The organism is Pseudomonas sp. NPDC089547 (genome assembly GCF_050280665.1).
Lineage (GTDB): Bacteria > Pseudomonadota > Gammaproteobacteria > Pseudomonadales > Pseudomonadaceae > Aquipseudomonas.
Window position 1 is genome coordinate 1 of sequence record NZ_JBNNVS010000014.1, and the last position, 26,035, is coordinate 26,035.

A 26,035-nucleotide genomic window follows, 5' to 3' on the forward strand; every position below is an offset into this window, starting at 1 on the left:
GATACATAGATGCAACCGGGTTCCTATGTTCAAAAGCAATTAGACAGTGTGGGCGAGTCCATACATAGGAGCGGCCTTGTGTCGCGATGGGCTGCAAAGCAGCCCCCGCATTCATAGATCAAACCTTGAACTGCGCCACCATGCCATTCAGGTCCACGGCAAGGCGCGAGAGATCCTGCGCCGCCGCACTGGTCTGGTTGGCCCCCGCCGATGTCTGCATCGACAGGTCACGGATATTCACCAGGTTACGATCAACCTCCCGCGCCACCTGCGCCTGCTGCTCCGAAGCACTGGCAATCACCAGGTTGCGCTGGTTTATCGATGCAATCGCCTCGGCAATTACTTCCAACGCCTGCCCCGCACCCTGGGCCACTTCCAGCGTCCCCGTCGCGCGCCCCTGGCTGCTGTGCATTGCCGTCACCGCCCGCTCGGTACCGTTCTGGATGCCGGCGATCATCTGCTCGATCTCCGCTGTCGATTGCTGGGTGCGGTGGGCGAGGGCACGCACCTCGTCCGCCACCACGGCAAAGCCACGGCCCGCCTCGCCGGCGCGAGCCGCTTCGATGGCGGCGTTGAGCGCCAGCAGGTTGGTTTGCCCGGCAATCGCGCCAATCACATCCAGTACGCGGCTGATCTCGTTGGCATTGCTGGCCAGTTGCTCGATTTCGGCCGAGGTGCCGGTTACGTCAGCCACCAGGTGCTGGATGGACGCCAGCGCCTGATTGACCCGGTCACGGCCATCGCGGGTGGTCTGGTCGGCGCCTCTGGAGGCATCGGCGGTACTGACCGCATTGCTCGCCACTTCCTCCACGGCGGCGGTCATCTGGTTGACGGCCGTGGCGGCCTGGTCGATCTCTGCGCTTTGCTGGTGCAATCCACGGCTGGTGTCTTCGGTGACGGTGTGCAGTTCTTCCGAGGCCGAAGCCAGTTGGTCGGACGAGGCGGCGATCTTGCGGATGGTATCGCGCAGGCTCTCCTGCATGCGGCTCAGGGCACGCAACAGCAAGGCTGGCTCGTCGCGGCCGGAAGCGCGAATTTCCCGGGTAAGGTCGCCGGTGGCGACACGTTCGGCGACCGCCACGGCATCGGCCAGCGGCACCACGATGCTGCGGGTAAGTGCGGTGGCAATGGCGGCCAGGGCGAACATGATGACCAGCAACGAGGCGATGATGGCGGTGAACGCTTCGTCGGCTACGTCACTGCTGCGCTGCGAAGCATCTTCGGCGCCCTTGCTGTTGTAGGCGATCAGGGCGGTCATGGCCTTCATCATGCTGTCGGCGCGCTGGGTAAGCGGGCCGCTGATTTGCTGCTTGGCTTCGTCCATGCGGCCTGCGGCGATGTCCTGCAACACTTGCAGTTGCAGGTTGAGGTACTGCTGGTACGCCTCATTGAAGGTGTTGAACAAGGCGCGGTCGTCGGCCGCGATGATGGTGTCGGCGTAGTCCTTGAGGCCGTCCTTGAGTTCGGTGTTGATGCCGTCGAGCATCTGAATGTTCCGTGCGCGCTCGGCAGGGTTGTCGTCCAGTGCTGCACGCAGGGTGACGGCGCGGGCGCGCCCGAGGTTGCTGCTGATGTCACCCAGGGCTACCACGGCGGGCATCCAGGTGACCCGGATTTCGTCGGTGGCCTTGTCCATCTGGCGGGTTTCGTAGAGTGCGATAAGGCCCATGAACAGGACCAGGATGCCCAACAGGGCGAACACGCTGGCAGCGCGAATGCCGATCTTCATATTCCGTAACTGCATGGAATGCTCCTTGACGGTGGCGTGCAGGCGTCAGGAGCTTGGTCGGTAAGCCGGGTCACCGGAATGGCGCCAGGCTCTTGATGCGCTGCGGATTAGTAGTTGTGCCTCACCCTCTTGAATACTTTTTTGATTCTGATGATGCCATATGGCCATCATTGTTGAACAGTCCAACAATGTAACGGCATGATTGACAAAACCGTCGTTTGTTGACGGTTTTGTCAGGATCTTGCTGTTAAACGATCGCAATCATCGGATCGGCTGCAGCCAGGGCCACGGCGCGATCAGCCGCTGGCGGGTAGATCCACACTGAGTTGATCTGGCGTTTCAGGTTCTTGCCTTCCTGGCCCTGAAGTTTCAGTTCCCGCTCCCAACCTTCGCTGTATGCCGCGCCCCATTCGCCCAGGTCAAGGCAGGTAACGTACTTTGGCTGGCGGTAAACAACCGGCGCCACCCCGAGCAGATCGGCCATGGCATTGTTGCCACTGTGGCGGCCCATCGGAATAGCGTGCTGGCAGGTCATCAGGGCGTGGTTGCCGATCTCGTCGACGGCTGCCCAGGCGGTATCACCGGTGGCATAGATGTGCTGCTGGCCCACCACTTTCAGGTGATCGTCGACCTTGAGCCGGCCGAAGTTGTCACGCTCGCCGGCAACCTGCGCGGTCAGCGGGCTGGCCTTGACGCCGGCGGTCCAGATTACGGTGTTGCTGGCGATGTACTCGCCGTTGTCCAGTGTGACGCCGCCGGCATCTACAGCCACCACCGAGGTGCCGGTCAGCCACTCGGCGCCCGCCTGTTCACTGGCTGCAATGATCGATGGGGTGATGCCGGCACCAAGTGCAGCACCGACGTGGGTGCCACGGTCGATCACCACTACCCGTACCTCAGCATCGCTGCCCAGGATGGCACGCAGGCGGACGGGGATTTCCGTGGCGGTTTCGATGCCAGTGAAGCCGCCGCCGCACACCACCACCGTGTTGCGTGCCTTTGATGCGGGCAGGGCGGCCAGGCCGACCAGGTGCTGCTCAAGTTTCACCGCCGACTCCATCTGGTCGACATCAAAAGCGTGTTCTGCCAGGCCCGGAATCGCCGGGCGTGCCACCTGGCTGCCAGCGGCGAGGATCAGTCGATCATAGGCAATTTGCTGACGCTGGCCGTTGGCATCGGTGTAGCTGACGCTACGGTTTTCGGCATCGATGGCCTCGGCATTGCCGGTAATGAAGCGCACACCGACTGCGTCGAACAGTTCACCTACCGGTGCCTTCAGGCTGTGCACGTCGGCCTCGTAGAAGCGCGGGCGGATGCGCAGCTCCGGCTGTGGCGCCAGAACGCTGATGTTCAGGTCGTCGCGCTGGGCCTGGTCGAGCAGGCGGGCGGCGCTCAGGGCGCTCCACACACCGGCAAAGCCGGCACCGATGATGAGGATGTTCGATTTCATGGAAGAGCTCCGCAAGGTTGAAGAGGGCTTCGAGGGCATCGGTTGTGCTGCTCGAATAACTACGACTGTATTGATCGCAGTTCAAGTCGGCAAGCTTTTTTTTCGTTAGGGCCGTTGGCGAATCGCTGGCAGGCAGGGTCAAGTCCATGTGAATCAAGCCTTCCATGACCGCTCTCGAAACCAGCGAAGGCGACGGGCGGCGCGTGGTGGCTTTGCGCAGGCTCATCGATAGGCGTACTATTTGCGACAAAGTTGGTCGGAGATTTATATGTCGCTCTACAGTGCTGGCGTCGAATACGGCATCCATTGCCTGCTCTACCTCGTGGACGAGCGCGGGGACACCCGTGAGTCCAGCGTGCGTGACCTGGCGGAGCTGCAGGGCGTGCCCCAGGAGTACCTGGCCAAGGTCTTCACCAAGCTCGCCCGGGCCAAACTGGTGGCGGCGACTGAGGGCGTGCGTGGTGGTTTCCGCTTGGCGCGGCCGTCGGACGAGATCACCGTGCTGGATATCGTCAATGCCATTGACGGGCCGAAGAAGATCTTCGACTGCCGGGAGATTCGTGAGCGATGCACGTTGTTTGAGGGGGCTGCCCCCGGCTGGGCGACTGAAGGCACGTGCGCGATCCATGCCGTGATGCTGGGGGCGCAGAAACGCATGGAAGAGGCGTTGGCGCAGCAGACAATCCTCGATCTGTCCCGGCGCTTCGGGCGCAAGGCTCCGGCGGAGTTCGGGCAGAAGGTCAATGCCTGGATGGGCGAGCGGCGGGAGGGTAAAGGGGCCGGTGATATTCCGGTCAGTCAGGTCTGATCAGCGCCCTTCATGCTGGCGCCGATATGCCCCCGGTTGAATCCCCACCGCCTTGGCAAACGCCCGGGTAAACGCCGCCACCGACTGATACCCCACCTGCGCGCCCACCTGTTCAACAGTATTCCCCGCCCGCAGCAACTGGCTGGCATGGCGCATGCGCAGCGCCAGCAGCACTTGCCCCGGCGATTGCCCGGCCAGTTCGTTGAACCGTTTGAAAAATGCCGACCGCGACAAGCCGGTGCAGGCGGCCATGCTCTCCAGTGTCCAGGCTTGCCCCGGTTGCTCGATCAACTGTTCCAGTAACCCGGCAAACGCCGGCTGGCGGGCGAGGGCGACCAGCCCGCCCAGTGACTGGCCGGCATTCACCTGCTGGCGTAGCACATACAGGAACAACAGGTGCGTCAGCCGCTCCAGCAACGCCTGCGACGGGCCTGCGGCACGTCGGCACTCCTCCAGAATCAACGCGAACAGCGCCCGCGCCGCACTGCCGGCGGGCTCGTCGGCGCGCAGCAAGATCCAGTCAGCCAGGCCCTCGACAATCAGCGAAGACAAGCCGCTGTGGAAGTGGAAGAAGCCGCAGACCAGCCCAACCCCGTCGCTCGCCTCGCTATCCAGTGCCTGCATGGTTTGACGCGGCTGAGCACAGGCGTCTACCGGGTCCTGGTCACTGGACAGGCGATAGGCCAGGTCGCGCATAAGGAACACCGCATCTCCCTTCTCCAGCAGTACCGGCTGCGGCTGGCCGTCGATGTGCAGCCAGCAATGCCCTTGCACTACCAGGTGGAAGCTCGCGCGGCCCATGCCCTGGGTGCTGGCGTGCCAGCCGCCGCAATAACGGCCCACATGGAACAGGCTGGCATCCAGCTCCAGGCCTTCTAATAACCAATCGACAAGGTGGCTGGACGAAATCATCTAATGCAAACACTCACGAGCAAGGAAAGGCGACTGATGAATATGGAGGGTAATTCTTATAACCAACAGACTGTAGTGACACCCATCAAAGGAGACCACTGCATGTCCTCGCGTATTACTTTACACACGCTGCAGAGCGCCCCGGAAGCAGCACGTCCGTTCCTCGAAAATGCGCAGAAAAACTCGGGCTTCATCCCCAACCTGTTGGGTGTACTAGCCAATGCCCCGGCGGCACTGGAAACCTACGTGACCGTTTCGGCGCTCAACGGCAAGTCCGAACTGAGCCTGGCTGAACGCGAAGTGGTGCAGCTGATTGCCGCCACCCAGCATGGCTGCGACTTCTGCGTGGCCGGCCACACTGCCGTGGCGTTGAACAAGGCCAAGCTGCCACAAGAGGTGGTCGATGCCCTGCGAGCCCGTGGCGAGCTGCCCGATGCCCGTTACGAAACCCTGGCTGCATTCGCCCGCGAAGTGATTGCCACCCGTGGCAATGTCAGCGAAGCAACCTACCAGGCGTTCCGTGAAGCCGGCTTCAGCGAAGGCAACGCACTGGAAGTGATTCTTGGGGTCAGCCTCGCAACCCTGTGCAACTTTGCTAATGTTTTCGCCCAGACGCCGCTCAACGACGAGCTTGGCAAATACCGCTGGCAGCCTTCGGCGTAACCCACGTGTGATAGCGGCCCTGACCCGGTCGTTGTAGGAGCGGCCTTGTGCCGCGAATGGGCCGCAAGGCGGCCCCGGCGTTCCCAAAGGAGCAAGACCATGCAAGATTGCGCATTTCGACACTGGCTGGATGCCAATGCCGAGGCCATCGACCGGGGCCTGTGCGAACCGCAGCAGGTGCTGGCACAGATCGCCGAATCCCAGCTGCTGCGTATCGGTGTCGATCCGGCCTTGGGTGGCACCGGCGGGCAAGTAACCGACGCGGTCGAGGCGATTGCCGCCATCGCCAGCCGCTCGTTGGCTTCAGCCTTCGTCTGCTGGGGCCAGCGTGCCTTTATCGAATACCTGTTGCACAGCCCCAACCAGGCGCTGCGTGAGCGCTTGCTGCCACGCCTGCTGACCGGCGAACTGGCCGGCGCTACCGGGCTGTCCAACGCCATGAAGTTCCTGTCGGGCATCGAAGCGTTGCAGGTGCGCGGTCGCCCTGCAAGCGATGGCTGGAACCTGGAAGGGCGCCTGCACTGGGTGACCAACCTGCGTAAAAGCGGTTTTGTGGTGGCGGCGGCCATCGAAGACGAAGCCGGTGGCGCACCGTTCATACTGGCCATTCCTTCCGATGCCCAGGGCCTGGAGCGCTCCGATGACCTGCAACTGATGGGCCTGCAGTCGAGCAACACGGCGGCACTGGCCTTCCACCAGGTGCCGTTGGCGCGTGACTGGCTGGTGCACGAGAACGCCCGCGAGTTTCTGCCGCGGGTGCGCCCGGCGTTTCTGGCGCTGCAATGTGGCATGGCCATCGGCCTGGCGCGACGGGCACTGGAAGAGGTTCAGGGACACCTGCATGGCCGTGCCTCGTTCCTCGACGAGGCACGCCAGGTACTCAGCGAACGCCTGGAAAACACCGTGAGCGAGCTCAAGCAGGGCTTGCTCGATGGCCGCTTCCAGCAGCAGCCGGCAGCCTTGTTCAAGCTGCGCATCACCCTGGCCGAAAGTGCCGCCGATGCCGTGCAGCTGGAATTGCAGGCCAGTGGTGGCAAGGCCTACCTCAGCGAGTATGGCGAAGGGTTTGCCCGCCGCTGGCGTGAATCGGCATTCGTACCGATCGTCACGCCCAGCCTGGTGCAATTGCGCGCCGAACTGCAACGCCAGGCGGGCGCGGCATGAGTTCAGTGCTGCTCGAAGCCCGTGATATCAGCCTGGGCTACCCGTGCGAGGGTGGCTGGCAGCAGGTGCTGGCGCAGTTCGACCTGCAACTGGCGCCGGGCGAGGTGGTAAGCATTCTGGGCCCCAGTGGCGTGGGCAAGTCCAGCCTGCTGCGGGTTCTGGCGGGCCTGCAAGCACCCCGTGGCGGCAGCGTGACCTTGCACGGCCAACCGCTGGAGGGGCCGCACCCACGCCTGGCGGTGGCCTTCCAGGACCCGAGCCTGCTGCCCTGGCTGAGCCTGGAGAAAAACGTCGCCTTTGGCCTGGACTTCGCCCGCCAGCCCAGGTTGGCTGCGGCCGAGCGGCGTGCGCGCATCGACCATGCGATTGCCGCCGTGGGCCTGGCCCACGCCCGTGGCCAATACCCGGCGCAATTGTCTGGCGGCATGGCCCAGCGCACGGCGCTGGCCCGCTGCCTGGCCCGCCAGCCCGAAGTGCTGCTGCTGGACGAGCCCTTCGGCGCGCTGGATGAAGTGACCCGGGCCGACATGCAGCAACTGCTGCTGCAACTGATCGCCACCCACAACACGGCGGCAGTGTTGATCACCCACGATATCGACGAAGCCCTGCTGTTGTCCGACCGGGTTCTGCTACTGGGCAACCACCCGGCGCACATCCTCGGCCAATGGCACATCGACCTGCCGCAACCGCGGACCCACCGGGTTGAGGAACTGGGGGTGTTGCGTATCGAAATCCTCAAAACCCTTCGGCGGGCAAGCCGCACAGTCGAACCTACCCCAACCCCGTTGCCCTCGGAGGCTGTCCATGTGCATGGATGACTGCTGTTCCTCTTCTTCGCGTCGCGATTTCCTCAAGCTCGGCGCCATGCTCACGGCTGCCGGTGCGCTGCCGTTGCTCTCAAGCCTGCAAGCCCGCGCTGCTTCTGAGCGGGACGCGCCAGTGCGCATTGGCTACCTGCCGATCACCGACGCCACGCCTTTGCTGGTGGCACACAATAACGGCCTGTTCGAAGCCGAAGGCATCAAGGCCGAGCGCCCGGTGCTGCTGCGCAGCTGGGCACAGGTGATCGAGGCGTTCATCTCGGGCCAGGTCAACGTCATCCACCTGCTTTCACCCATGACGGTGTGGGCGCGCTACGCCAGCAAGGTACCCGCCAAGGTGGTGGCCTGGAACCACGTCGGCGGTTCGGGCCTGACGGTGGCCCCGGACATCACCGACATGAAGCAGCTCGGCGGCAAGACGGTGGCCATCCCGTTTTGGTATTCGATCCATAACGTGGTGTTGCAGCAGATGCTGAACGACAATGGCCTGACGCCGGTGTCGAAACCCGCCAACGCGCAGCTGGCTGCCACCGAGGTCAACCTGCTGGTGCTGCCGCCCTCCGACATGCCGCCAGCCTTGGCCAGCAAGCGCATCGCTGGCTACATTGTCGCCGAGCCCTTCAATGCCCTGGCCGAGAACCTCAAGGTTGGCCGCGTGCAGCGTTTTACCGGCGATGTATGGCGCAACCACGCGTGCTGCGTAGTGTTCATGCACGAGCACGACCTGAACAACCGCCCGGAGTGGTCGCAAAAGGTGGTCAACGCCATCGTCAAGGCCCAGCACTGGACCCGCGACCACCGCGCCGAAGCCGCGGCCTTGCTGTCCAAGGCCGGCCCCAACAAATACACGCCGCACGACCCCGCAGTGCTGGCCAAGGTACTGGCCCCGGCCGCCGAGGACCGTGCCGGCTACATTGCCACTGGCGCCATACGCCATCAGCAGTGGGATGAAAAACGCATCGACTTCCAGCCGTACCCGTTCCCCAGCTATACCGAAGAGCTGGTCAAGCGCCTGAAAACCACCTTGATCGAAGGCGACAATGCGTTCCTTGCCGGGCTTGACCCGGCGCAAACCGCTCGCGACCTGGTCGACGACCGCTTCGTGCGCAATGCCATTGCTGCGGTCGGCGGGCCGTCGGTGTTCGGCATTGCCGACAACTTCGAGCGTAGCGAGGAGTTTGCGGTCTGATGCGCACGTATGTGGTACATGCCAGCCTTGGGCTGGCCGGGTTGTCGGGTTTGTTGCTGTTGTGGTGGGCCGGTGTTGCCGTGTTCGGCCAGGCCGACGGCCTGTCTGCCCGTTTTTCGCCGGCCGCTACCCTAGCCAGCCTGGTCGAGTTGCTGGGGCAGGGCGAGGTCTACGGGCATATCTGGGTCAGCCTCAAGCGCATCCTGGTCGGGTTGTTGCTGGCATTGCTTATCGGCGTGCCGCTGGGCTTGCTGGTGGGCAGTTACCGGCACCTGGAGGCGGCTACCACGCCAGCGTTCCAGTTCCTGCGCATGATCTCGCCGCTGTCGTGGATGCCGGTGGTAGTGATGTTGATGGGCGTGGGCGACCAGCCGATCTACTTCTTGCTTGCGTTCGCTGCGTTATGGCCGATCTTGCTCAACACGGCGGCCGGGGTGAGGCAGCTGGACCCACGCTGGTTGCAACTGAGCCGCAGCTTGAGTGCCACGCGCTGGGAAACCCTGTGCAAGGTGATCGTGCCGGGGGTGATCGGTCATGTGCTGACTGGCGTGCGTCTGGCCATCGGCATTCTGTGGATTGTACTGGTGCCGTGCGAAATGCTTGGGGTGAGTGCGGGGCTGGGGTATTTCATCCTCGATACCCGTGACCGGCTGGCGTATTCCGAGCTGATGGCGATGGTGCTGTTGATTGGCGTGCTCGGGTTTATGCTCGATGCACTGGCCCGTGGGTTGCATCGGCGCTGGGTGCATGGCTGACGGGCCAGGTTGGCTTCTTCGCGGGCTTGCCCGCTCCCACAGGTACTTCACCGCCCTTGGGCCTGATGGTATCCCTGTGGGAGCGGGCGAGCCCGCGAAGAGGCCCTCGGATCAATGCACAGTCTTGCGCTGCCGCACACATTCCAGCGCCTGTCCGGCGAGTTCATCCAGCCGCTCATCGCGCATCTGTTCCGCGTCGATCATCGCATCTTCACCCTGCTGGTTAAGCAGGTAGGTATGAATCTGCAGCACTTCTGCCGTCTGGTAAATCGGCGCAATGTCCAACCGCCCGATCAGCGCACCACTGGCCTGCCCGGTACTGCTCATCAGTACCTGCGGCCCATTGGCGGCCACCACTTGCATGCCCATCGCTTCAAACCATGGCACCTGGCTGGCAAAGGCATTCAGCTCCACACAGGCATGGCGTGCTTGCAGGTCGCCCAGCAGGGCGCGGGCGATACCCTGGCGGCGATGGCTGGCGCGTACGGCAAGAAATGCCAATGCGCATGCTTGCTCATCGTCCTCGGCCGGCAGCGACAGGGCAAAGCCCAGCAACTGGTCCGGCGCTTCGGCATCCAGCGCCAGGGTCAGCGCCACGGCCAGGCCGCGGGTGCCGTCCAGCGCTTGCAGGTACTGGTGCACCTCCATGCCGACGCCGTACTGGTACAGCGGGTACAGCGGGTTGTCGGCGGTGATGGCAACACTGCTCAGTTCGCCGACATTGTGAATGACCAGCTCGCGGATCTGGTTCTGGAAAGATTCGGGCGGCACGCTGTCGAGGCGGCTCAGGATGAACATCGGGGACGGGCTCCGGCGGTTGGGTATACAGCCCGCGCCAGGCTGGCGTGGGCTGCACAGTTTAACCGGTTTTGTCGTGTCAGCCTTGCACCTGTATTGCACCGAGCATCAGGTCGAGGTTTTGCACCGCCGCCCCTGAAGCACCTTTGCCCAGGTTGTCGAACACTGCCGTGAGCAAAACCTGGCCATGTTCGGGGTTGGCATACAGCGCCAGACGCAGGTCGTTGCTGTCGTTCAATGCCTCGGGGTCGAGGTTGGCGGCTGCACCTTGCTGATGCAGCGGCATCACCTGGACGTGGCGGGCGCCCTGGTAGTGCTGTTCAAGGCAGGCCTGCAGTTGTTCGGCGCTGACCTGGCCGGGCAGCAGGCGCAATTGCAGCGGGATGCTCAGCACGATGCCCTGGCGGTAGGCGCCGTAACCAGGCATGAACACCGGCCGCGCCGACAGCCCGGCATGCTGCTGGATTTCGGGCACGTGCTTGTGCGCCAGTTCCAGCCCATAAAGTTGCAACGTCGGCGCCTTGTCGGCACCCGCCTGTTCGTGGCGTTCGACCGCGGCGCGACCACCGCCGGAGTAGCCGGAAATGGCATGGATGCCCAGCGGGTAGTCGGCCGGCAGCAACCCTGCGTTGACCAGCGGGCGCAGCAGGGCAATGGCGCCGGTGGGGTAGCAGCCCGGGTTGCTGACACGCTTGCTTTGGGCGATCCGTTCGGCTTGTTGCTCGTCCAGCTCCGGCAGCCCATAGACCCAACCCGGGGTGGTGCGGTGCGCGGAGCTGGCGTCGATTACCCGCACCTGCGGGTTATGGATCGCCGCCACGGCCTCGCGCGCGGCATCGTCAGGCAGGCACAGCAGGGCAATGTCGGCGCTGTTGATGGCCTCTCGGCGGCGCTGCGGGTCCTTGCGCTCGGCTTCGGGCAGGGTAAGCAGGCGCAGGTCGCTGCGGCCTTGCAGGCGGGCATGGATCTGCAAGCCGGTTGTGCCTTGGTCGCCGTCGATGAAAACAACAGGGGTGTGCATGGTCGGGGTCCGGTCGGGGAGGGATGACCTATGCTCGCCTATGGCTCTGGTGATGAAAATTTGAATATGATGATCGATATGTTCAGGTTTACTGAATAAGTTTCTCTGCGCCGGCCCTCTCGCGGGTAAACCCGCTCCCACAGGGACGGCACCGTTTGTGGGATTGGTGGTGAACCTGTGGGAGCGGGTTTACCCGCGAAAGGGCCGGAACAGACCATGCGCGAAATCAGCCTCGACCGCCTGCGCACCCTGGTGGTCATCAGTGACCTTGGCTCCTTCGCCGAGGCCGCCCGCCAGCTCAACCTGGCACCGCCCACCATCAGCCTGCATGTGGCTGAACTGGAAGCGCGTATCGGCACCCCATTGCTTAGCCGCACCCGCGGCCAGGTGCGTCCCACGGCCATCGGTGAAACGCTGCTGGCCCGTGCCCGGCGCCTGCTGGCCGACGCTGATCTGGCCCTGGATGAAGTGCGCCGCCAGGTCGAAGGGTTGACTGGCCGGGTACGCCTGGGGGCATCCACCGGCGCCATTGCCCACTTGCTGCCACAGGCGCTGGCGCACCTGCGAGCGGAGCATCCGGGGATTGATGTGCAGGTGCAGGTGCTGACGTCCCAGGCATCACTGGTGCGTTTACGTGAGGGCACACTGGATATCGGCCTGGTGGCCTTGCCGCAGGTGGCCGGCAAAGGGCTGACTGTCACCCCCTGGCGGCGCGACCCGATCCTGGCCTATGTGCCGGCCGACTGGCAGCCGCCGGCCAAGGTCACGCCGGCCTGGCTTGCCCAGCGGGCGTTGATCCTCAACGACAGCAGCACCCAGTTGTCGCGGGTAACAGGGGAATGGTTTGCGGCAGCCGGGTTGTACCCCGAGCCGCGCATCGAGCTGAATTACAACGATGCGATCAAAAGCCTGGTAGGTGCAGGGTACGGGGCGACGTTGTTGCCGCAGGAAGGCGAGGCGGCCGAACTGGACCGGCGCATTGCGCGCCGGCCTCTGCGGCCAGGGTTGTGGCGGCAGCTGGGCATCGCCTGCCGGGAAGGGCAGGCGGAGCGGGCCACGGGGTATGTGTTGCAAGCGTTGGAGCGGCTGCGGCAGTGAGGGCTCTGGGGGCCGCTTTGCGGCCCTTTCGCGACACAAGGCCGCTCCCACAGGTATTGCGTTGATTTCAGCTGATGCGCTGTACCTGTAGGAGCGGCCTTGTGTCGCGAAAGGGCTGCAGAGCAGCCCCCGCTTCAACCTCGCTCTCGCGCCCGGACTGCAGTCACCGTCTCTCCACCCACCCCCCAGTTATCGGTAGGCACCTCTTCGATCACCACAAAGGTACTGGCCGGCGGTTTGCCCAGCACCTCCTGCAAAAGGCGCGTCGTCCCTTCGATAAGCTGGCGCTTGTGCTCGGCAGTAACCCCTTCATCGGTCACGCGAATATGGACATAAGGCATGGTTGTACGCTCCTCAGGTCAGTGCCAGGTGCCAGCGGTACTGCCGCCATCCACCGGCAGGATTACACCACTGACAAAGCGTGAATCGGCCAGGTACAGCACGGCGTCTACCACATCCTGGGGCGTGCCGGTGCGGCCACTGGGCGACAACACGCCCATCCCTTGCACAGTGTCGCCATGCAGCGGTGTAGCAATGATCCCCGGCGCCACGGCATTCACCTGCACGCCGCTGGCCGCCAGTTCCAGCGCCAGGCCCTTGACCGCCTGGTTCAGGCCGCCCTTGACCAGCACCGGCAGCAACGCTGGCACGCGCGTGTCCGGTTGCAGTGCAATGGACGCGGTGATGGCGATGATCTGCCCGTGCCCTTGTTGGCTCATGATCCGCGCCGCTTCCTGGGACGGATAGAAAAAGCCCTTGAGATTGGTGCCCACCAGGGCGTCGACATCGGCCTCGCTGTAGTCGGCAAAGGGTTTGGCAATGAAGATGCCGGCGTTGTTGATCAGGATGTCCACGCTGCCAAAGGTGTGCAGCGCGGTGCTGAACAACCGCTGCGCGGTGCCAGCCTCGGCGATGTCGCCTGCTACGCCGATAAAGCGTGAAGGGTTGCCGAGCCGGGCGGCGGCCTGATCCAGGCGGGCCTGGCTACGGGCATTGCCGACCACGTTGTCACCGCGTTCGAGGAAGGCCTCGGCCAGGGCGAACCCCAAGCCGCTGGAGGCCCCTGTGATGATGACGGTGCTTGGCTTGTTCATGTGTGTGCTCTCCAGTGAAATGAGCCATTGGCTCGGTGTGACGCCACTGTAGGCCGCCATCAGCACTTGAAAAATGAGCCGCAGGGCATTTCAATCGATACATCATGTAATCAATCGAGCCGCCATGACCCGCCATTTTGATGACTTGCAACTGGGCAGCCTGGAACTGTTCTGCCTGGCCGCCGACAGCGGCAGTTTTACGGCGGCTGCTACGGAAGCTGGCGTTACCCCGGCGGCAGTCAGCCGCAGTGTGGCGCGCCTGGAGGAGCGCCTTGGCGTGCGCCTGTTTGTCCGCACCACGCGGCAGATGCGGCTGTCGGCAGCAGGCCAGGCCTATTACCAGCAATGCCGGCAGGCGCTGGGGCAACTGGTCGAAGCCGAGCGCCAGGTAACAGGCGGGCAGCTCGAGCCAAGCGGCCGCTTGCGCATCAGTGCGCCCACGCCCTATGCGCACCACCGGCTGTTGCCGTTGCTACCGCGCTTTCGCCAGCGCTATCCGCAGGTACAGGTGGATGTGCATGTCAGTAACCGTAACGTCGACTTTGCCGAAGAGCCATTCGACCTGGCCATCCGTGGTCGCGAACCGGCCGACTCACGCCTGGTGGCGCGCCGTCTTGAAGATGCCGAGTTGGTAGTGGTTGCCACCCCGGGTTACCTGGCCCGTGCCGGCATACCGCTGGTGCCGCAGGACTTGCAGCAGCACGAGTGCATTCAGTTCGAAATGCCCAGCAGCGGCCGCCGCCCGCCGTGGAGCTTTCGCCAGGATGGCCGCCAGGTTGAAATCGAAACCCAAGGCGCATTTACCTGCCTGGGCGACTTCCTTGCCACGGCCACGCTGGTGCGCCATGGCGGCGGGTTGATGCAGGCGTATCGCTTTACCGTGCAGGACGCACTGGCCAGCGGTGAACTGGTGGAAGTACTTGCCGGGTTTGGCGGGACGACACGCCCGTTCATGCTGATCTACCCGCATGCCCCACACATGCCGTTGCGGGTGCGGGTGTTCATTGACTTCCTGTTTGCCGAAGGGGCACGGCAGCCAGGCTGATCCAAGGCGCAGGGGCGCATGGCCGACTATGCTCTTTGCTGCGTCGAGCCAATCTCATCTCGATGACCCTTCCGATTTCCCAGGAGAACACTCCATGAAGTCCATCGTACTGCTGGTGATTGCTTCTGTGTTGAGTTTTGCCGCCCATGCCGACCCGGCAAGCAACTGTGCAGCGAAGATCAAGGAACTTGAGGATTTCCACAAGGCCAGTGGCCAGGCGATGCATGGCGGTATGGCCCATGACTTCAAGGTCCACATGCAAAATGCCAAGGATGCCCAGAGCAAGGGTGACTATACCCAGTGCCAGGCCTCGGCGGACCAGGCCAAGACTATCTATAACAAGGCACGTAGCAAGTAAGCCCTTGCCGGTTATTCGCGGGTAAACCCGCTCCCACAGGTACTACACTGTTTTCAAGAACAGTGAGACCCCTGTGGGAGCGGGTTCACCCGCGAAGAGGCCAGCGCGGGATGGTCAAGCAATCAGAACCAGCGATCGTTCTTCTTCCGCCCCCGGGTCAGCGCCGGCAAGATCAACCCTGCCAGCAACCCCGCCCCGGCAATGCTGCCGCCATACACCATGTAGCGCATCATCACCTGCTTGTTCTCGTCACCCAGGCGGGCCTGGGTATCGCGCAGGTCCGATTGGCTCTGGTCAAGCTGTTCGCTCAGCGCCTTGTTGCGCGCTTCCAGTTCGTCGTTCAGCTTCTTGCGTGAATCGAGGGTTTCCTGCATGCCCTGCACGCGGTTCTTCCAGCTGTCGTCGATGGTCTTCAACTGCCCGGTCAGCTCTGCCACCTGGGCATCGAGCTGCGGCAGGCGCTCGTTCTGCCCCGGCACGGCCTGCAGGTCATTGCTGAGGATCCACACCACGTCGCCATTCTGCCCGCGCACCTGGCTGTAATTGCCCTGGCTGCCGACCAGGGTCAGTTTCTGCCCGGACTTGAGGGTGCCGACAATACGGTGGCCATCGGTCGGGCCGCTGCGCACGTAGGTGCTCAGGCTGTCGCTGACCCAGCGTGCGTCACTGGCGGGCTCTTCGGCGTGCACGGGTAGGGCGAGGGCTACCAGGGCGGCAATCAGGCCACCGCGCAGGGCAGGGAGGGCGGAAGCAGTTGGGCGGGAATCGGGCATGTTGGGTCTTCGCTGAAACAGGACAAAAGTAGGCCCGGTGACTGGGCCGATGAACCGGTCGGTGAGTTGACCGTCAGCGAAAGACCGTTTTTTTGTCAGCAGGTTCACTGCCTGATGTCGGAAATGTCTGCGGAATGTTGCAGAACCCGACCTAGAGCGCTTCCTTGCCGATGATGTTCTGGCGCTGCGTATGGGGTGCTTTTGGGGGCGCCAAGGCTGCGACTAGACTCAATGGTTCCACACCTTTTCATGGAGCAAAGCCATGACTGCCAAGAACACCATCTGCCTCTGGTATGACAACGATGCCGAGCAGGCTGCCAACTTCTACGCCAGCGTCTTCCCGGACAGCGAAGTGCTCGCGCTGCACAAGGCACCAAGTGATTACCCCTCGGGCAAGGAGGGCGACGTCATCACCGTGGAATTCACCGTCATGGGCATACCCTGCGTAGGGCTCAATGGTGGCAAGGCCTTCACGCACTGTGAGGCGTTCTCGTTCCAGGTCAGTACCGAGGACCAGGCTGAAACCGACCGCTTGTGGGATGCGATTGTCGGTAACGGTGGCGAGGCCAGCGTGTGCGGCTGGTGCAAGGACAAATGGGGGATTTCCTGGCAGATCACCCCTCGCATCCTGATCGAAGCCATCGGCCATCCCGACCGTGCGGCGGCCAAGCGGGCGTTCGATGCCATGATGCAGATGGGCAAGATCGACGTGGCGACAATCGCGGCGGCCTTGAAGGGGTGACCCCTGCGCAGTGGCTTGCCCTTTCATACGCTGCGGTTATCTGTTTGCCCTGGAAAATATCGCTTATCGAGCCGTGCCGCTGTTCCTAAAATCAGGTGGCGGCCCCCGGTTCAAACGCTGTTTTCCACACAACAATAACCAACGGAATACCGCCAGCCATGATGACATCGCCGTTCTCGACCCCCGCGCATACCCGCCGTATCGACCCTTCGCGCCAGCGCGCCGCCGCGCTCAAGGCCGATGGCTCTGTGGATGACAACGACCGCACCGAAATCGGCCCTACGCCATTGGCCTTCGCCGAATGGGCCGCGCTTGGCCTGCAGGCGCCGCATTTGCCAACCCTGCGCGAATACCGCCTGCAACGCATTCGTGAGCAGCTGGTGGCTCGTGACCTGGGCGGCATCCTGCTGTTCGACCCGCTGAACATCCGCTACGCCACCGACACTACCAACATGCAGCTATGGACCACCCATAACCCGGCCCGCGCCTGCTTCGTTGCCGCCAGCGGGCATGTGGTGCTATGGGACTTTCATGGTTGCGACCATTTGTCTGCGCACTTGCCGTTGGTCAGCGAGCTGCGCAGTGGGGCATCGTTCTTCTACTTCGAAACCGGCGACCGCACCGACGAACACGCCCGGCGCTTCTGCGCCCAGGTCGACGAACTGCTGCGCACCCACGCCGGCAACAACCGCCGCCTGGCCGTGGACCGCATCGAAGTGGCCGGCCTGCGTGCGCTCGATGCCTTGGGCGTGCAGGTGCACAACGGCCAGGCAGTCACCGAGTTTGCCCGGCTGATCAAGGGCCCTGACGAAATCCTGGCGATGCGCTGTGCGGTGGCCTCTTGCGAGGCCTCGGTTGCCGAAATGCGCCAGGCCATGCGTGCGGGTGCTACCGAGAACGATGTCTGGGCAGCGCTGCACAGCGGCAATATCCGCCGCGGTGGCGAATGGATCGAAACCCGCATCCTCAGTTCCGGGCCACGCACCAACCCCTGGTTCCAGGAGTCAGGGCCCCGGGTGCTCAGCGACGGTGACCTGTTGTCGTTCGACACCGACCTGATCGGTGTGTACGGCATTTGCGTAGACATGTCGCGCAGCTGGATCTGTGGTGGCTTGCAACCCACGGCCGAGCAGAAGCGTTTGTACCGGATCGCCCACGAGCATATCCACTTCAATGCCGGGATGGTCAAGCCTGGCGTGCGTTTCACGGAACTCACCCGCAACGGCCACCGCCTGCCGGAAAGCTGCCGCGAGCAACGCTATGGCGTGATGTTCCATGGCGTGGGGCTGTGCGACGAGTACCCGTGCATTCGTTACCCGGAAGACCTTGAGTCCTATGGCTACGAAGGTGAGCTGCAGCCGGGCATGGCCTTGTGTGTGGAGGCGTATGTGGGGGAGGTGGGTGGGCGTGACGGCATCAAGCTGGAGAACCAGTTGCTGGTGACCGAGGACGGGTATGAGCTGTTGACCCATTACCCGTTCGAGGAAAGCTTCCTGCGCGATTGATTGTTACAGGACAGAAGATTTTCTGAAGGTGGCCAGGATCTCTGTGGGAGCGGGCGTGCCCGCGAACACCGGCGCAGCCGGTGCCATTCACCGCGTTGGATTCTTCGCGGGCGCGCCCGCTCCCACAGGGGGGATGCGTCGGGTCAGGATTGTGGGTTCAACCTTGCCACCCTCCACCTAGCACCTTGTACAACGTCACCCGGTTCTGCTGCTCGGCCAGCTCCAGGCTGATCAGCGTCTGCTGCGCCGAGTACAGCGACCGCTGCGCGTCCAGCACCTCCAAAAAGCTCTCCGACCCTTGCTTGTACAACGCCAGCGACAAGTCATAGCTTTTCTCGGTGGCCTTGGCCAGGCCACGCTGGGCATCCAGCCGCTCATTGATGTGCCCCCGTACCGCCAATGCATCGGCCACTTCACTAAAGGCGGTCTGCAAGGTCTTCTCATACGTGGCCACCTCGATCTCGCGGTTGACCTTGGCCGCATCCAGTGCCGCCCGGTTGCTGCCGGCATTGAAAATCGGCAGGTTGATTGACGGTGCAAAGCTCCAGGCGCGGCTGCCGCCACCAAACAACCCGGCCAGCTCGCTGCTGGCGCTGCCACCGCTGGCGGTCAGGGTGACGCTGGGAAAGAACGCCGCCCGCGCCGCGCCAATGTCGGCATTGGCGGCTTTGAGCGTGTGCTCGGCGGACAATACATCCGGGCGCCGCTGCAACAGGCTCGAAGGCAGGCCAGCCGGCACGCCGACCAACAGCGCCGCATCCAGCCGGGCATCGCCCGGCAACAGTGTGTCGTCCAGGCGGCGGCCCACCAGCAACTCCAGGGCATTGCGGTCTTGCTCCACCTGGCTTTGGTAAGTGGCCACATCGGCCCGTGCCGACTCCACGGTACTCAACGCCTGCGCCAGGCTCAGGCCAGACTCGCCACCCAGCGCGTGGCTTTGCTGCACCAGCGTGTGGGTTTGCTGCTGGCTGGCGTAGGTTTGCCGGGCCAGCGCCAACAGTTGCTGGTCGGCAGCCAGGGTCATCCACGCACTGGCCACTTCGGCCACCAGGCTGATCTGCGTGCTCCGCCGGGTCTGCTCCAGCGCCAGGTAGTCTTGCAGCGCAGCGTCCTTGAGGTTGCCGAGGCGGCCGAACAGGTCCAGCTCGTAACTGCTTACACCCAGGCCGACACTGTACTGGCTGCTGACCGCGTTGCTGCCATCGCTCACGCTGCGCTGGCGGGTGCCATCTGCCGTGGCGGAAACGGACGGGAACAGTGCCGCACGCTGGATTCGGTATTGCGCACGTTGGTACTCGACGTTCAATGCCGCCACCCGCAGGTCACGGTTGTTGGCCAAGGCCAGGGCCACCGTTTCGCGCAGGCGGGTATCGACAAACAAGGCCTGCCAGGCAATGTCGGCGCTGTTGTTGCTGCTGGCCGTGGTGCCCGGCCATTGCCCGGAAACAGGGGCGGTCGGGCGTTGGTAGTCCGGTGCCAGGTTGACGCAACCGGCCAGGGCCATCACCAGCACCAGGGGAAGGGGGGACAGGCGCATCAGGCTTCTCCTGCAACAACGTCAGTGCGTGGGGCGTTGCGGCGCGCGGCCAGGCGCTGCACCAGCACATAGAACAAGGGGATGAAGAACAGGCCGAGCACGGTGGCGGCAAGCATGCCGCCCAGCACACCGGTACCGATGGCCTGGCGCCCGCCGGCACCGGCACCGCTGCTCAGGGCCAGCGGCAGTACGCCGAGGATGAACGCCAGCGATGTCATCAGCACCGGGCGCAGGCGAATGCGCACGGCCTCCAGGGTGGCAGCCAGCAGGTCCTGGCCGCGTTCGTAGCCTTCCTTGGCGAACTCGACGATCAGGATCGCGTTCTTCGCCGCCAGGCCTACGGTGGTCAGCAGGCCGACCTGGAAGTACACATCGTTGTCCAGGCCGCGCAACCCGGTCAGCACCAGCGCGCCGAGGATGCCCACCGGCACCACCAGCATCACCGCGAACGGCACCGACCAGCTTTCATACAGCGCTGCCAGGCACAGGAACACGAACAGGATGGAAATGGCATACAGCAACGGCGCCTGGTTGCCCGCCAGGCGTTCCTGATAGGACTGGCCCGCCCAGGCATAGCCGATGCCTTCCGGCAGTTGCGCCATGACCTGCTCGACCGCCGCCATGGCATCGCCAGAGCTGACGCCGCTGGCCGGTTCGCCAACCAGTTCGTACGCGCCAAAGCCATTGAAGCGCTCCAGCAGCGGCGAGGCCGTGCTCCACGAGGTGCTGGTGAATGCCGACAACGGCACCATGGCATCGCTGTCGTTGCGCACGTACCAGGCGCCGATGTCCTCGGCCAGCATGCGTTTGTCGGCCTCGCCTTGCAGGTACACCTTCTTCACCCGCCCGGCATCGACAAAATCGTTGACGTAGCTGCCGCCCATCACCGTGCTGAGGGTGGCGTTGATGTCACTGGCAGCGACGCCCATGGCACCGGCCTTGCGGTCGTCGATGGCAACGTTCAGCTGGGGCGTGTCTTCCAGGCCCTGGGCCCGCACATTGGCCAGGCGCGGGTCTTGGGCGGCAAGGGTGATGAACTGGTCGCGCGCCTTGAGCAGCTCGGCATGGCCCAGGCCTGCCAGGTCCTGCAACTGCACGTCGAACCCCGAACTCTGGCCCAGGCCCTGAATGGCCGGCGGCGCCATGACGAATACGTTGGCGTCGAGAATGTTCGACAATGCCAGGTTGGCCCGGCGAGCCACCGCAGCGGCGCTGTGCGCTTCGCCCTGGCGTTCGCTCCAGTCCTTCAGCTTGATAAAGCCGCGCCCCGAGTTCTGCGCGTTGCCGCCATTGCCCAGGCCGCGCACGGTCAGGATCGAGGCCACTTCCGGTTGTTGCAGCATGTAGGCCTGCACCTGGCTGCTCACCGCTTGCAGGCGCTCGTCGGTGCCACCCACCGGCAGGGTCATCTGCATCATCAGCATGCCCTGGTCTTCTTCGGGCAGGAACGCCGATGGCAGTTTCTGGAACATCAGCGCTACACCGCCCAGCACCAGGGCGTACACCAGCAGACCACGCAGTGGCCGCGCCAGCACCGAACCTACGGCCTGCTGGTAACGCCAGGACGTGCGCTCGAAGTGGCGGTTGAACCAGCCGAAGAAACCGCGGCGCGGTTCGCCATGGGCTGAAACGGGTTTGAGCAGGGTGGCGCACAGCGCCGGGGTGAGGGTCATGGCCACCAGTACCGACAGCGTCATTGCCGCCACCAGGGTGACCGAGAACTGCTTGTAGATCACCCCGGTGGAGCCACCAAAGAACGCCATGGGCACGAACACCGCCGACAGCACCACGGCAATGCCGACCAGCGCGCCACTGATTTCGCCCATCGACTGGCGCGTCGCCTCGCGTGGGGGCAGGCCTTTTTCAGCCATGATGCGCTCGACGTTTTCCACCACCACGATGGCGTCGTCCACCAGCAGGCCGATGGCCAGCACCATGCCGAACATGGTCAGGGTGTTGATCGAGTAGCCGAGCAGGGCCAGCACACCAAAGGTGCCCAGCAGCACCACCGGCACGGCGATGGCCGGGATCAGCGTGGCGCGCAGGTTCTGCATGAACAGGTACATGATCAGCACCACCAGGGCGATGGCCTCGAACAGGGTCTTGACCACTTCCTCGATGGAAATCTTCACGAATGGCGCGGTGTTGTAGGCCACTTCACTGCGCAGCTGCAGCTTGCTGGGGAAGAACTGCTCCAGCTCGGCAAGCTTGGCCTGCACCGCCTCGGACACGTCCAGCGCGTTGGCGCCGGTGGCCAGGCTTACGGCCAGGCCGCCGGAGGGGCGGCCGTTGTGTTCGGCGACCACGTCATAGCTTTCACTGCCCAGCTCCACACGGGCCACGTCGGCCAGCGTCACCACCGCGCCCGCGCTGTTGTGCTTGAGCACCAGCTCGTGGAACTGCGCGGCGGTCTGCAGCTTGCTGCGGGCGTTGATGGTGGCGTTGAGCTGTTGGCCGGCGCGGGCGGGCAGGGCGCCCAGCTGGCCGGCGGAGGTGTCGACGTTCTGCGCCTCCAGGGCGCTGCTTACGTCCGATGGCATCAGTGCGTATTGCTTGAGCTTGTCCGGGTCGAGCCAGATGCGCATGGCATAGCTTGACCCCAGGGTGGTGACCTGGCCGACACCGCTGACCCGGCTGATCTGGTCGTACAGGGTGCTGGAGATGAAGACGCTGATGTCGGTGGCGCTGACATCGGGGTTGTCCGACACCAGCGAGAGAATGATCAAAAAGTCGCTGGCCGAGTTGTGAATCTCGATGCCTTGTTGCTGCACGGCCTCTGGCAAGCGTGCCTTGGCTTGCTCCAGCTTGGTCTGCACCAGCATCTGCGCGGTGTTGATGTCGGTGCCGGCCTCGAAGGTAAGGGTGATCGAGGCACTGCCCGCCGAGCTGCTGCTGGACGACATGTAGGTGAGGCCGTCCAGGCCGGTCATCTGCTGCTCGATCACCTGGGTTACCGAGTCTTCCATGGTTTTGGCCGAGGCGCCGGTGTAGGTGGCGCTAAGGCTGATTTGCGGCGGGGCGATGTTGGGGTATTGCGCCAACGGCAGCTGGAAGATGGCCAGGCCACCACCGAGCATCACCAGGATGGCGATGACCCAGGCGAAAATTGGCCGGTCGATGAAGAAACGTGCCATGTCATTCGCCTCGTTTGCTGTCGTTGCGGGCGGTCAGGGCGTTGCCCTGTACCTGGACTTGCTGGCCGACGCGCACCTTCTGCAGGCCTTGTACGATCAGCTGGTCACCGGCAGCCAGGCCTTGGCTGACCCACCAGCGGTTGCCCACCGCACGGGCCAGGGTCAGCTCGCGTTGCTGCACCTTGCCATCGACCACCACCAGGGCGGTGGCGTCGCCACGTTCGTCGCGGCTTACGCCTTGTTGCGGTACCAGGATGGCGTCCGCCTGCACACCTTCCTGCACGGTGGCCTTGAGGTACATGCCCGGCATCAGCAGGCCATCGGGGTTGGGCACCACGGCGCGGAAGGTCACGCTGCCGGTGCTTTCATCCACACTCACGCCGTTGAAGGTAAGCGTACCGGCATGGGCGTAGGTGCTGCCGTCTTCCAGCTCCAGGCTGATACGCGTGGCGTCCTGCTGCGTGCCGGGCGCCAGCTTGCCTTCGGCCAGTTCGCGTTTCAGGCGTAGCAGGGTGCTGCTGGGCTGGGTGAAATCGACGTAGATCGGGTCCAGTTGCTGCACGGTGGTCAGCGCGGTGGTCTGCTCGGCGGTGACCAGTGCGCCGGGGGTCACCGACGAGGTGGCCGTGCGGCCATCGATCGGAGCATTGATGCGGGTGTAGTCCAGGTTTATACGCGCGGTGCGCTGTGCGGCCTGGGCCGATTGCAGGCTGGCGCGGGCTTCGAGCAGGGCGGCCTGGGCGCTTTCGTTGTCTTCGGCGCTGATGGCGTCGATCTTCACCAGTTGCGCATCACGCTTGGCCTTCAGCTCGGCGGCCTTGAGCGTGGCGCGGGCCGAACTGACAGTGGCATCGGCCTGGGCGAGCGTGGCCTGGTAAGGCTGCGGGTCGATCTGGTACAGCGCCTGGCCGGCCTTGACTGTATCGCCCTCGTTGAACAGGCGCTTCTGGATGATGCCGCCGACCTGTGGGCGAATCTCTGCAATCAGGTGAGCACTGGCGCGACCGGGCAGGGTGGTGGTCAAGGTTTGGGCGGCAGTGGTCACCTCGTACACGGCAACTTCCTGCACGGGGGGCGCTGCGGGGCCAGTTTCGGCTTCACGGCAGCCGCCAATGACCAGCAGGCCGGCCCCCAGCAACAGGGCACGCGCCAGGGGCGAACGGGCAAACATCAGGGAGTGGAATAAAGTAGGCATCGCAGGCTCCGAGCCAATGGATTTCGATGCCGCCAGCGTGCGCGGCAATTGTGCAGGCAATGTGCAGAAAACGTGGAGATTGCCCAGCGAGCCTTGCGGCACCTGGGCCTGCGCGCTTCAATACGGGCAATTCCAATGTGCCGGCGGTGCCATGAAAGTCAGCCTTTCACGCAAATTCTTCTTCGCCATGCTCGCGGTGTGCGCGTTTGCCGTGCTGGGCATGGTGTTTGCCGCCTACCTGAGTTTGAAGTACGGCTTTCTGGGTTACCTCAACCAGCAGGCCGAAGAACGCATGGACCGCATCGTGCCGAGGGTCGAGCAGGCCTTTGCGCGTAATGGCAGCTGGGACTTCATACGCCGCGACAAGGACCAGTGGTTCGAGCTGCTGCGCCCGGAAGACGTGCTGCCCGAAGCACGTTTCGACGCCAGCCTGCTGACTGTTTCCGACCTGACCGGCGCGTTTGTGCGTTTTGCCCTGCTCGATGCGCAACGTCAGCCGATCATCGGCTACCAGGGTGCCCTTGCCGACATGCTGTTGCGCCCCATCCACCACCAGGGTCAGGTGGTTGGCTGGATGGCGTTGGCACCCTTGCAGTCCGTGACCAGCATTGGCGACCAGCGTTTCCAGCTCAACCAGCTGCGCTCCAGCCTGCTGATCGGCCTGGCCTGCTTGCTGGCCACGGCGGTTATCGCCTGGTGGCTGACCCGTGCCTTGTTGCGGCCCATCCGCGAAGTGGCGAGCGCCACTCACCGCCTGGCAGCAGGCGATTACGCCATACAGCTGCCGGTGCGCTCGGCAGACGAAGCCGGGCAACTGGCCGGTGACTTCAACCGCATGGCTGCCACCCTGGCCAGCAACGAGCGCCTGCGTCGCGATTTCATGGCGGATATCTCCCACGAATTGCGCACGCCGCTGGCGGTGATGCGGGCCGAGCTGGAAGCCATGGAAGACGGCATTCGCCCCATCGACGGCAATGCCTTGCGCTCATTGCAGGGCGAGGTAGGTGCGCTAAGCAAGCTGGTCGACGACCTGTTCGACCTGTCGTTGGCGGAAGTCGGTGGCCCCACCTACCGCCGCGAGCGCATCGACCTGTGCGTGCTGTTGCCCGTGGTGGCAGAAGCCTTTCAGGCCGGCTTTGCCGAGACTGGCCTGCAATTGCGCCTTGAACTGCCCGGGCAGCCATTGTGGGTGCTGGGCGACGAAGCGCGTCTGGGCCAGTTGCTGCACAACCTGCTGGAGAACAGCCGCCGCTATACCGATGCCGGTGGCCTTACCGTCTTGCGTGCATTTCAGGAGGGTGACCAGGTGCTGGTGCAATGTGAAGACACCGCCCCCGGCGTGGACAGCGCATCGTTGGCGCGCCTGTTTGAGCGCTTCTACCGCGCCGAGCGCTCGCGCAACCGGGCCAGCGGTGGCACCGGGCTGGGCCTGGCGATCTGCCGCGGTATCGCTGAAGTGCATGGTGGCCGACTGACAGCCAAGGCCTCGCCCATGGGTGGGCTGCTGCTGGCGTTGGCCCTGCCGGTTGCAGGAGAACACGCATGAACCGGATTCTGCTGGTGGAAGACGAGCCCAAGCTCGCCGCCTTGGTGGGTGATTACCTGCGTGCGGGGGGGTATGTTGTCGAGCATTTGGTCGACGGCCTGGCAGTGATCCCGGCCATTCGCCAGGGCCAGTACGACCTGATGCTGCTCGACCTTATGCTGCCGGGGCGTGATGGCCTGGATATCTGCCGAGAGTTGCGCAGTTTCAGCCGCCTGCCGCTGATCATGATGACCGCCCGCGTGGACGAGATCGACCGCTTGCTGGGCCTGGAGCTGGGGGCGGATGACTACATCTGCAAGCCGTTCTCGCCGCGGGAGCTGGTAGCCCGGGTCAAGGCGGTGTTGCGCCGCAGTGGTGAGCAGCCAGCCAACCCGGGCCTGGAGCTGGACGCCCGCGCATTCCAGGCGCGCTATCGGGGTGTGGCGCTGGAGCTGACACCGGTAGAGTTCCGCATGCTGGCAGCACTGGCGGTGCGCCCGGGGCAGGTGCTGTCGCGGGACCAGTTGATGAACCACATCTACCAGGACCACCGGGTGGTGGCTGACCGCACTGTGGACAGCCATGTGAAGAACCTGCGGCGCAAGCTGGAGGCGGTAACCCCTGGGCATGACCCGATCCGTTCGGTGTATGGGGTGGGGTATAGCCTGGAGTTCGAGTGACTCATATCTGAAAGCTTGCCCGGTCCCCTGTAGGAGCGG

The 26,035-nt window shown here is 64.0% G+C and carries 24 protein-coding genes; 13 read left to right on the plus strand and 11 right to left on the minus strand.

All coding sequences use genetic code 11. The annotated features are described in order from the left end of the window. Positions 1-118: 118 nt before the first annotated feature. A complete protein-coding gene (locus tag ACQKPZ_RS12160) occupies positions 119-1,744 on the minus strand; it encodes a methyl-accepting chemotaxis protein (RefSeq protein ID WP_427538156.1) in 1,626 nt (541 codons plus the stop codon). 232 nt (positions 1,745-1,976) lie between these two features. Next, the gene (locus ACQKPZ_RS12165) at positions 1,977-3,179 is read right to left on the minus strand and encodes an NAD(P)/FAD-dependent oxidoreductase (protein WP_427538159.1); all 1,203 of its coding nucleotides are present in this window, start codon (positions 3,177-3,179) and stop codon (positions 1,977-1,979) included. 268 nt (positions 3,180-3,447) lie between these two features. On the opposite strand from ACQKPZ_RS12165, the gene ACQKPZ_RS12170 reads away from it, so the two are divergent. After that, positions 3,448-3,987: an RrF2 family transcriptional regulator gene (locus tag ACQKPZ_RS12170; RefSeq protein ID WP_427538162.1), complete on the plus strand. Its 540-nt coding sequence runs from the start codon at positions 3,448-3,450 to the stop codon at positions 3,985-3,987. Here the strand turns inward: ACQKPZ_RS12170 and ACQKPZ_RS12175 are convergent, their stop codons facing one another. Next, positions 3,988-4,899 (minus strand): AraC family transcriptional regulator, encoded by a 912-nt coding sequence (locus ACQKPZ_RS12175; protein WP_427538165.1) that lies wholly within the window; start codon positions 4,897-4,899, stop codon positions 3,988-3,990. A 102-nt stretch (positions 4,900-5,001) separates the two neighbouring features. Between ACQKPZ_RS12175 and ACQKPZ_RS12180 the strand changes: the two genes are divergently transcribed. The 5 genes from ACQKPZ_RS12180 (at position 5,002) to ACQKPZ_RS12200 (ending at position 9,491) form a co-directional block, all read left to right on the plus strand. Then, positions 5,002-5,562: a carboxymuconolactone decarboxylase family protein gene (locus ACQKPZ_RS12180; RefSeq protein WP_391131771.1), complete on the plus strand. Its 561-nt coding sequence runs from the start codon at positions 5,002-5,004 to the stop codon at positions 5,560-5,562. Positions 5,563-5,661: 99 nt separating this feature from the next. Continuing rightward, positions 5,662-6,726 (plus strand): acyl-CoA dehydrogenase family protein, encoded by a 1,065-nt coding sequence (locus ACQKPZ_RS12185; RefSeq protein ID WP_427538168.1) that lies wholly within the window; start codon positions 5,662-5,664, stop codon positions 6,724-6,726. Next, entirely contained in the window at positions 6,723-7,544 is an 822-nt protein-coding gene (locus ACQKPZ_RS12190) for an ABC transporter ATP-binding protein (RefSeq protein WP_427538171.1), read from the plus strand. The genes ACQKPZ_RS12185 and ACQKPZ_RS12190 overlap by 4 nt, the downstream gene beginning before the upstream one ends. Then, positions 7,531-8,736, plus strand: coding sequence for an ABC transporter substrate-binding protein (locus tag ACQKPZ_RS12195; protein ID WP_427538174.1), 1,206 nt, complete (start codon positions 7,531-7,533; stop codon positions 8,734-8,736). The genes ACQKPZ_RS12190 and ACQKPZ_RS12195 overlap by 14 nt, the downstream gene beginning before the upstream one ends. Further along, positions 8,736-9,491 (plus strand): ABC transporter permease, encoded by a 756-nt coding sequence (locus tag ACQKPZ_RS12200; protein ID WP_427538177.1) that lies wholly within the window; start codon positions 8,736-8,738, stop codon positions 9,489-9,491. The genes ACQKPZ_RS12195 and ACQKPZ_RS12200 overlap by 1 nt, the downstream gene beginning before the upstream one ends. A gap of 111 nt (positions 9,492-9,602) precedes the next feature. On the opposite strand, the gene ACQKPZ_RS12205 is transcribed toward ACQKPZ_RS12200, so the two are convergent. Further along, complete coding sequence (locus ACQKPZ_RS12205; protein WP_427538180.1) at positions 9,603-10,289, minus strand: GNAT family N-acetyltransferase; 687 nt, start codon at positions 10,287-10,289, stop codon at positions 9,603-9,605. Between the two features lie 79 nt (positions 10,290-10,368). Then, the gene (argC, locus tag ACQKPZ_RS12210) at positions 10,369-11,310 is read right to left on the minus strand and encodes an N-acetyl-gamma-glutamyl-phosphate reductase (RefSeq protein ID WP_427538183.1); all 942 of its coding nucleotides are present in this window, start codon (positions 11,308-11,310) and stop codon (positions 10,369-10,371) included. Between the two features lie 216 nt (positions 11,311-11,526). Between argC and ACQKPZ_RS12215 the strand changes: the two genes are divergently transcribed. Further along, positions 11,527-12,408, plus strand: a complete 882-nt coding sequence (locus tag ACQKPZ_RS12215) for a LysR family transcriptional regulator (RefSeq protein WP_427538186.1) — start codon at positions 11,527-11,529, stop codon at positions 12,406-12,408. Positions 12,409-12,542: 134 nt separating this feature from the next. On the opposite strand, the gene ACQKPZ_RS12220 is transcribed toward ACQKPZ_RS12215, so the two are convergent. Next, on the minus strand, positions 12,543-12,749 hold the full coding sequence (locus ACQKPZ_RS12220) for a tautomerase family protein (RefSeq protein WP_427538189.1): 207 nt from the start codon (positions 12,747-12,749) through the stop codon (positions 12,543-12,545). Between the two features lie 18 nt (positions 12,750-12,767). Continuing rightward, positions 12,768-13,502 (minus strand): SDR family NAD(P)-dependent oxidoreductase, encoded by a 735-nt coding sequence (locus tag ACQKPZ_RS12225; RefSeq protein ID WP_427538192.1) that lies wholly within the window; start codon positions 13,500-13,502, stop codon positions 12,768-12,770. Between the two features lie 124 nt (positions 13,503-13,626). Between ACQKPZ_RS12225 and ACQKPZ_RS12230 the strand changes: the two genes are divergently transcribed. Continuing rightward, complete coding sequence (locus ACQKPZ_RS12230) at positions 13,627-14,547, plus strand: LysR family transcriptional regulator (RefSeq protein ID WP_427538195.1); 921 nt, start codon at positions 13,627-13,629, stop codon at positions 14,545-14,547. A 94-nt stretch (positions 14,548-14,641) separates the two neighbouring features. Beyond that, a complete protein-coding gene (locus tag ACQKPZ_RS12235; RefSeq protein ID WP_391131792.1) occupies positions 14,642-14,905 on the plus strand; it encodes a hypothetical protein in 264 nt (87 codons plus the stop codon). Positions 14,906-15,027: 122 nt separating this feature from the next. Here ACQKPZ_RS12235 and ACQKPZ_RS12240 read toward each other — a convergent pair whose 3' ends face one another. Then, positions 15,028-15,678 carry a TIGR04211 family SH3 domain-containing protein gene (locus ACQKPZ_RS12240; protein WP_391131794.1) on the minus strand — a complete coding sequence of 217 codons (651 nt, stop codon included), beginning with the start codon at positions 15,676-15,678 and terminating at the stop codon, positions 15,028-15,030. Between the two features lie 262 nt (positions 15,679-15,940). Here ACQKPZ_RS12240 and ACQKPZ_RS12245 point away from each other — a divergent pair, with 262 nt between their 5' ends. After that, positions 15,941-16,420, plus strand: a complete 480-nt coding sequence (locus tag ACQKPZ_RS12245; protein ID WP_403197028.1) for a VOC family protein — start codon at positions 15,941-15,943, stop codon at positions 16,418-16,420. A 158-nt stretch (positions 16,421-16,578) separates the two neighbouring features. Continuing rightward, the gene (gene dddP, locus ACQKPZ_RS12250) at positions 16,579-17,925 is read left to right on the plus strand and encodes a dimethylsulfonioproprionate lyase DddP (RefSeq protein WP_427538198.1); all 1,347 of its coding nucleotides are present in this window, start codon (positions 16,579-16,581) and stop codon (positions 17,923-17,925) included. Between the two features lie 157 nt (positions 17,926-18,082). On the opposite strand, the gene ACQKPZ_RS12255 is transcribed toward dddP, so the two are convergent. Genes ACQKPZ_RS12255 through ACQKPZ_RS12265 form a run of 3 tightly spaced genes read right to left on the minus strand, consistent with a single transcriptional unit; the run spans position 18,083 to position 23,791 of the window. Continuing rightward, positions 18,083-19,462, minus strand: coding sequence for an efflux transporter outer membrane subunit (locus ACQKPZ_RS12255; protein WP_427538201.1), 1,380 nt, complete (start codon positions 19,460-19,462; stop codon positions 18,083-18,085). Further along, positions 19,462-22,596 (minus strand): efflux RND transporter permease subunit, encoded by a 3,135-nt coding sequence (locus tag ACQKPZ_RS12260; RefSeq protein WP_427538204.1) that lies wholly within the window; start codon positions 22,594-22,596, stop codon positions 19,462-19,464. The genes ACQKPZ_RS12255 and ACQKPZ_RS12260 overlap by 1 nt, the downstream gene beginning before the upstream one ends. Position 22,597: 1 nt before the next feature. Beyond that, a complete protein-coding gene (locus ACQKPZ_RS12265) occupies positions 22,598-23,791 on the minus strand; it encodes an efflux RND transporter periplasmic adaptor subunit (protein ID WP_427538207.1) in 1,194 nt (397 codons plus the stop codon). 151 nt (positions 23,792-23,942) lie between these two features. Between ACQKPZ_RS12265 and ACQKPZ_RS12270 the strand changes: the two genes are divergently transcribed. Continuing rightward, positions 23,943-25,337 carry an ATP-binding protein gene (locus ACQKPZ_RS12270; RefSeq protein WP_427538210.1) on the plus strand — a complete coding sequence of 465 codons (1,395 nt, stop codon included), beginning with the start codon at positions 23,943-23,945 and terminating at the stop codon, positions 25,335-25,337. After that, positions 25,334-25,996, plus strand: a complete 663-nt coding sequence (locus ACQKPZ_RS12275) for a response regulator (RefSeq protein ID WP_391131807.1) — start codon at positions 25,334-25,336, stop codon at positions 25,994-25,996. The genes ACQKPZ_RS12270 and ACQKPZ_RS12275 overlap by 4 nt, the downstream gene beginning before the upstream one ends. Positions 25,997-26,035: the final 39 nt, after the last annotated feature.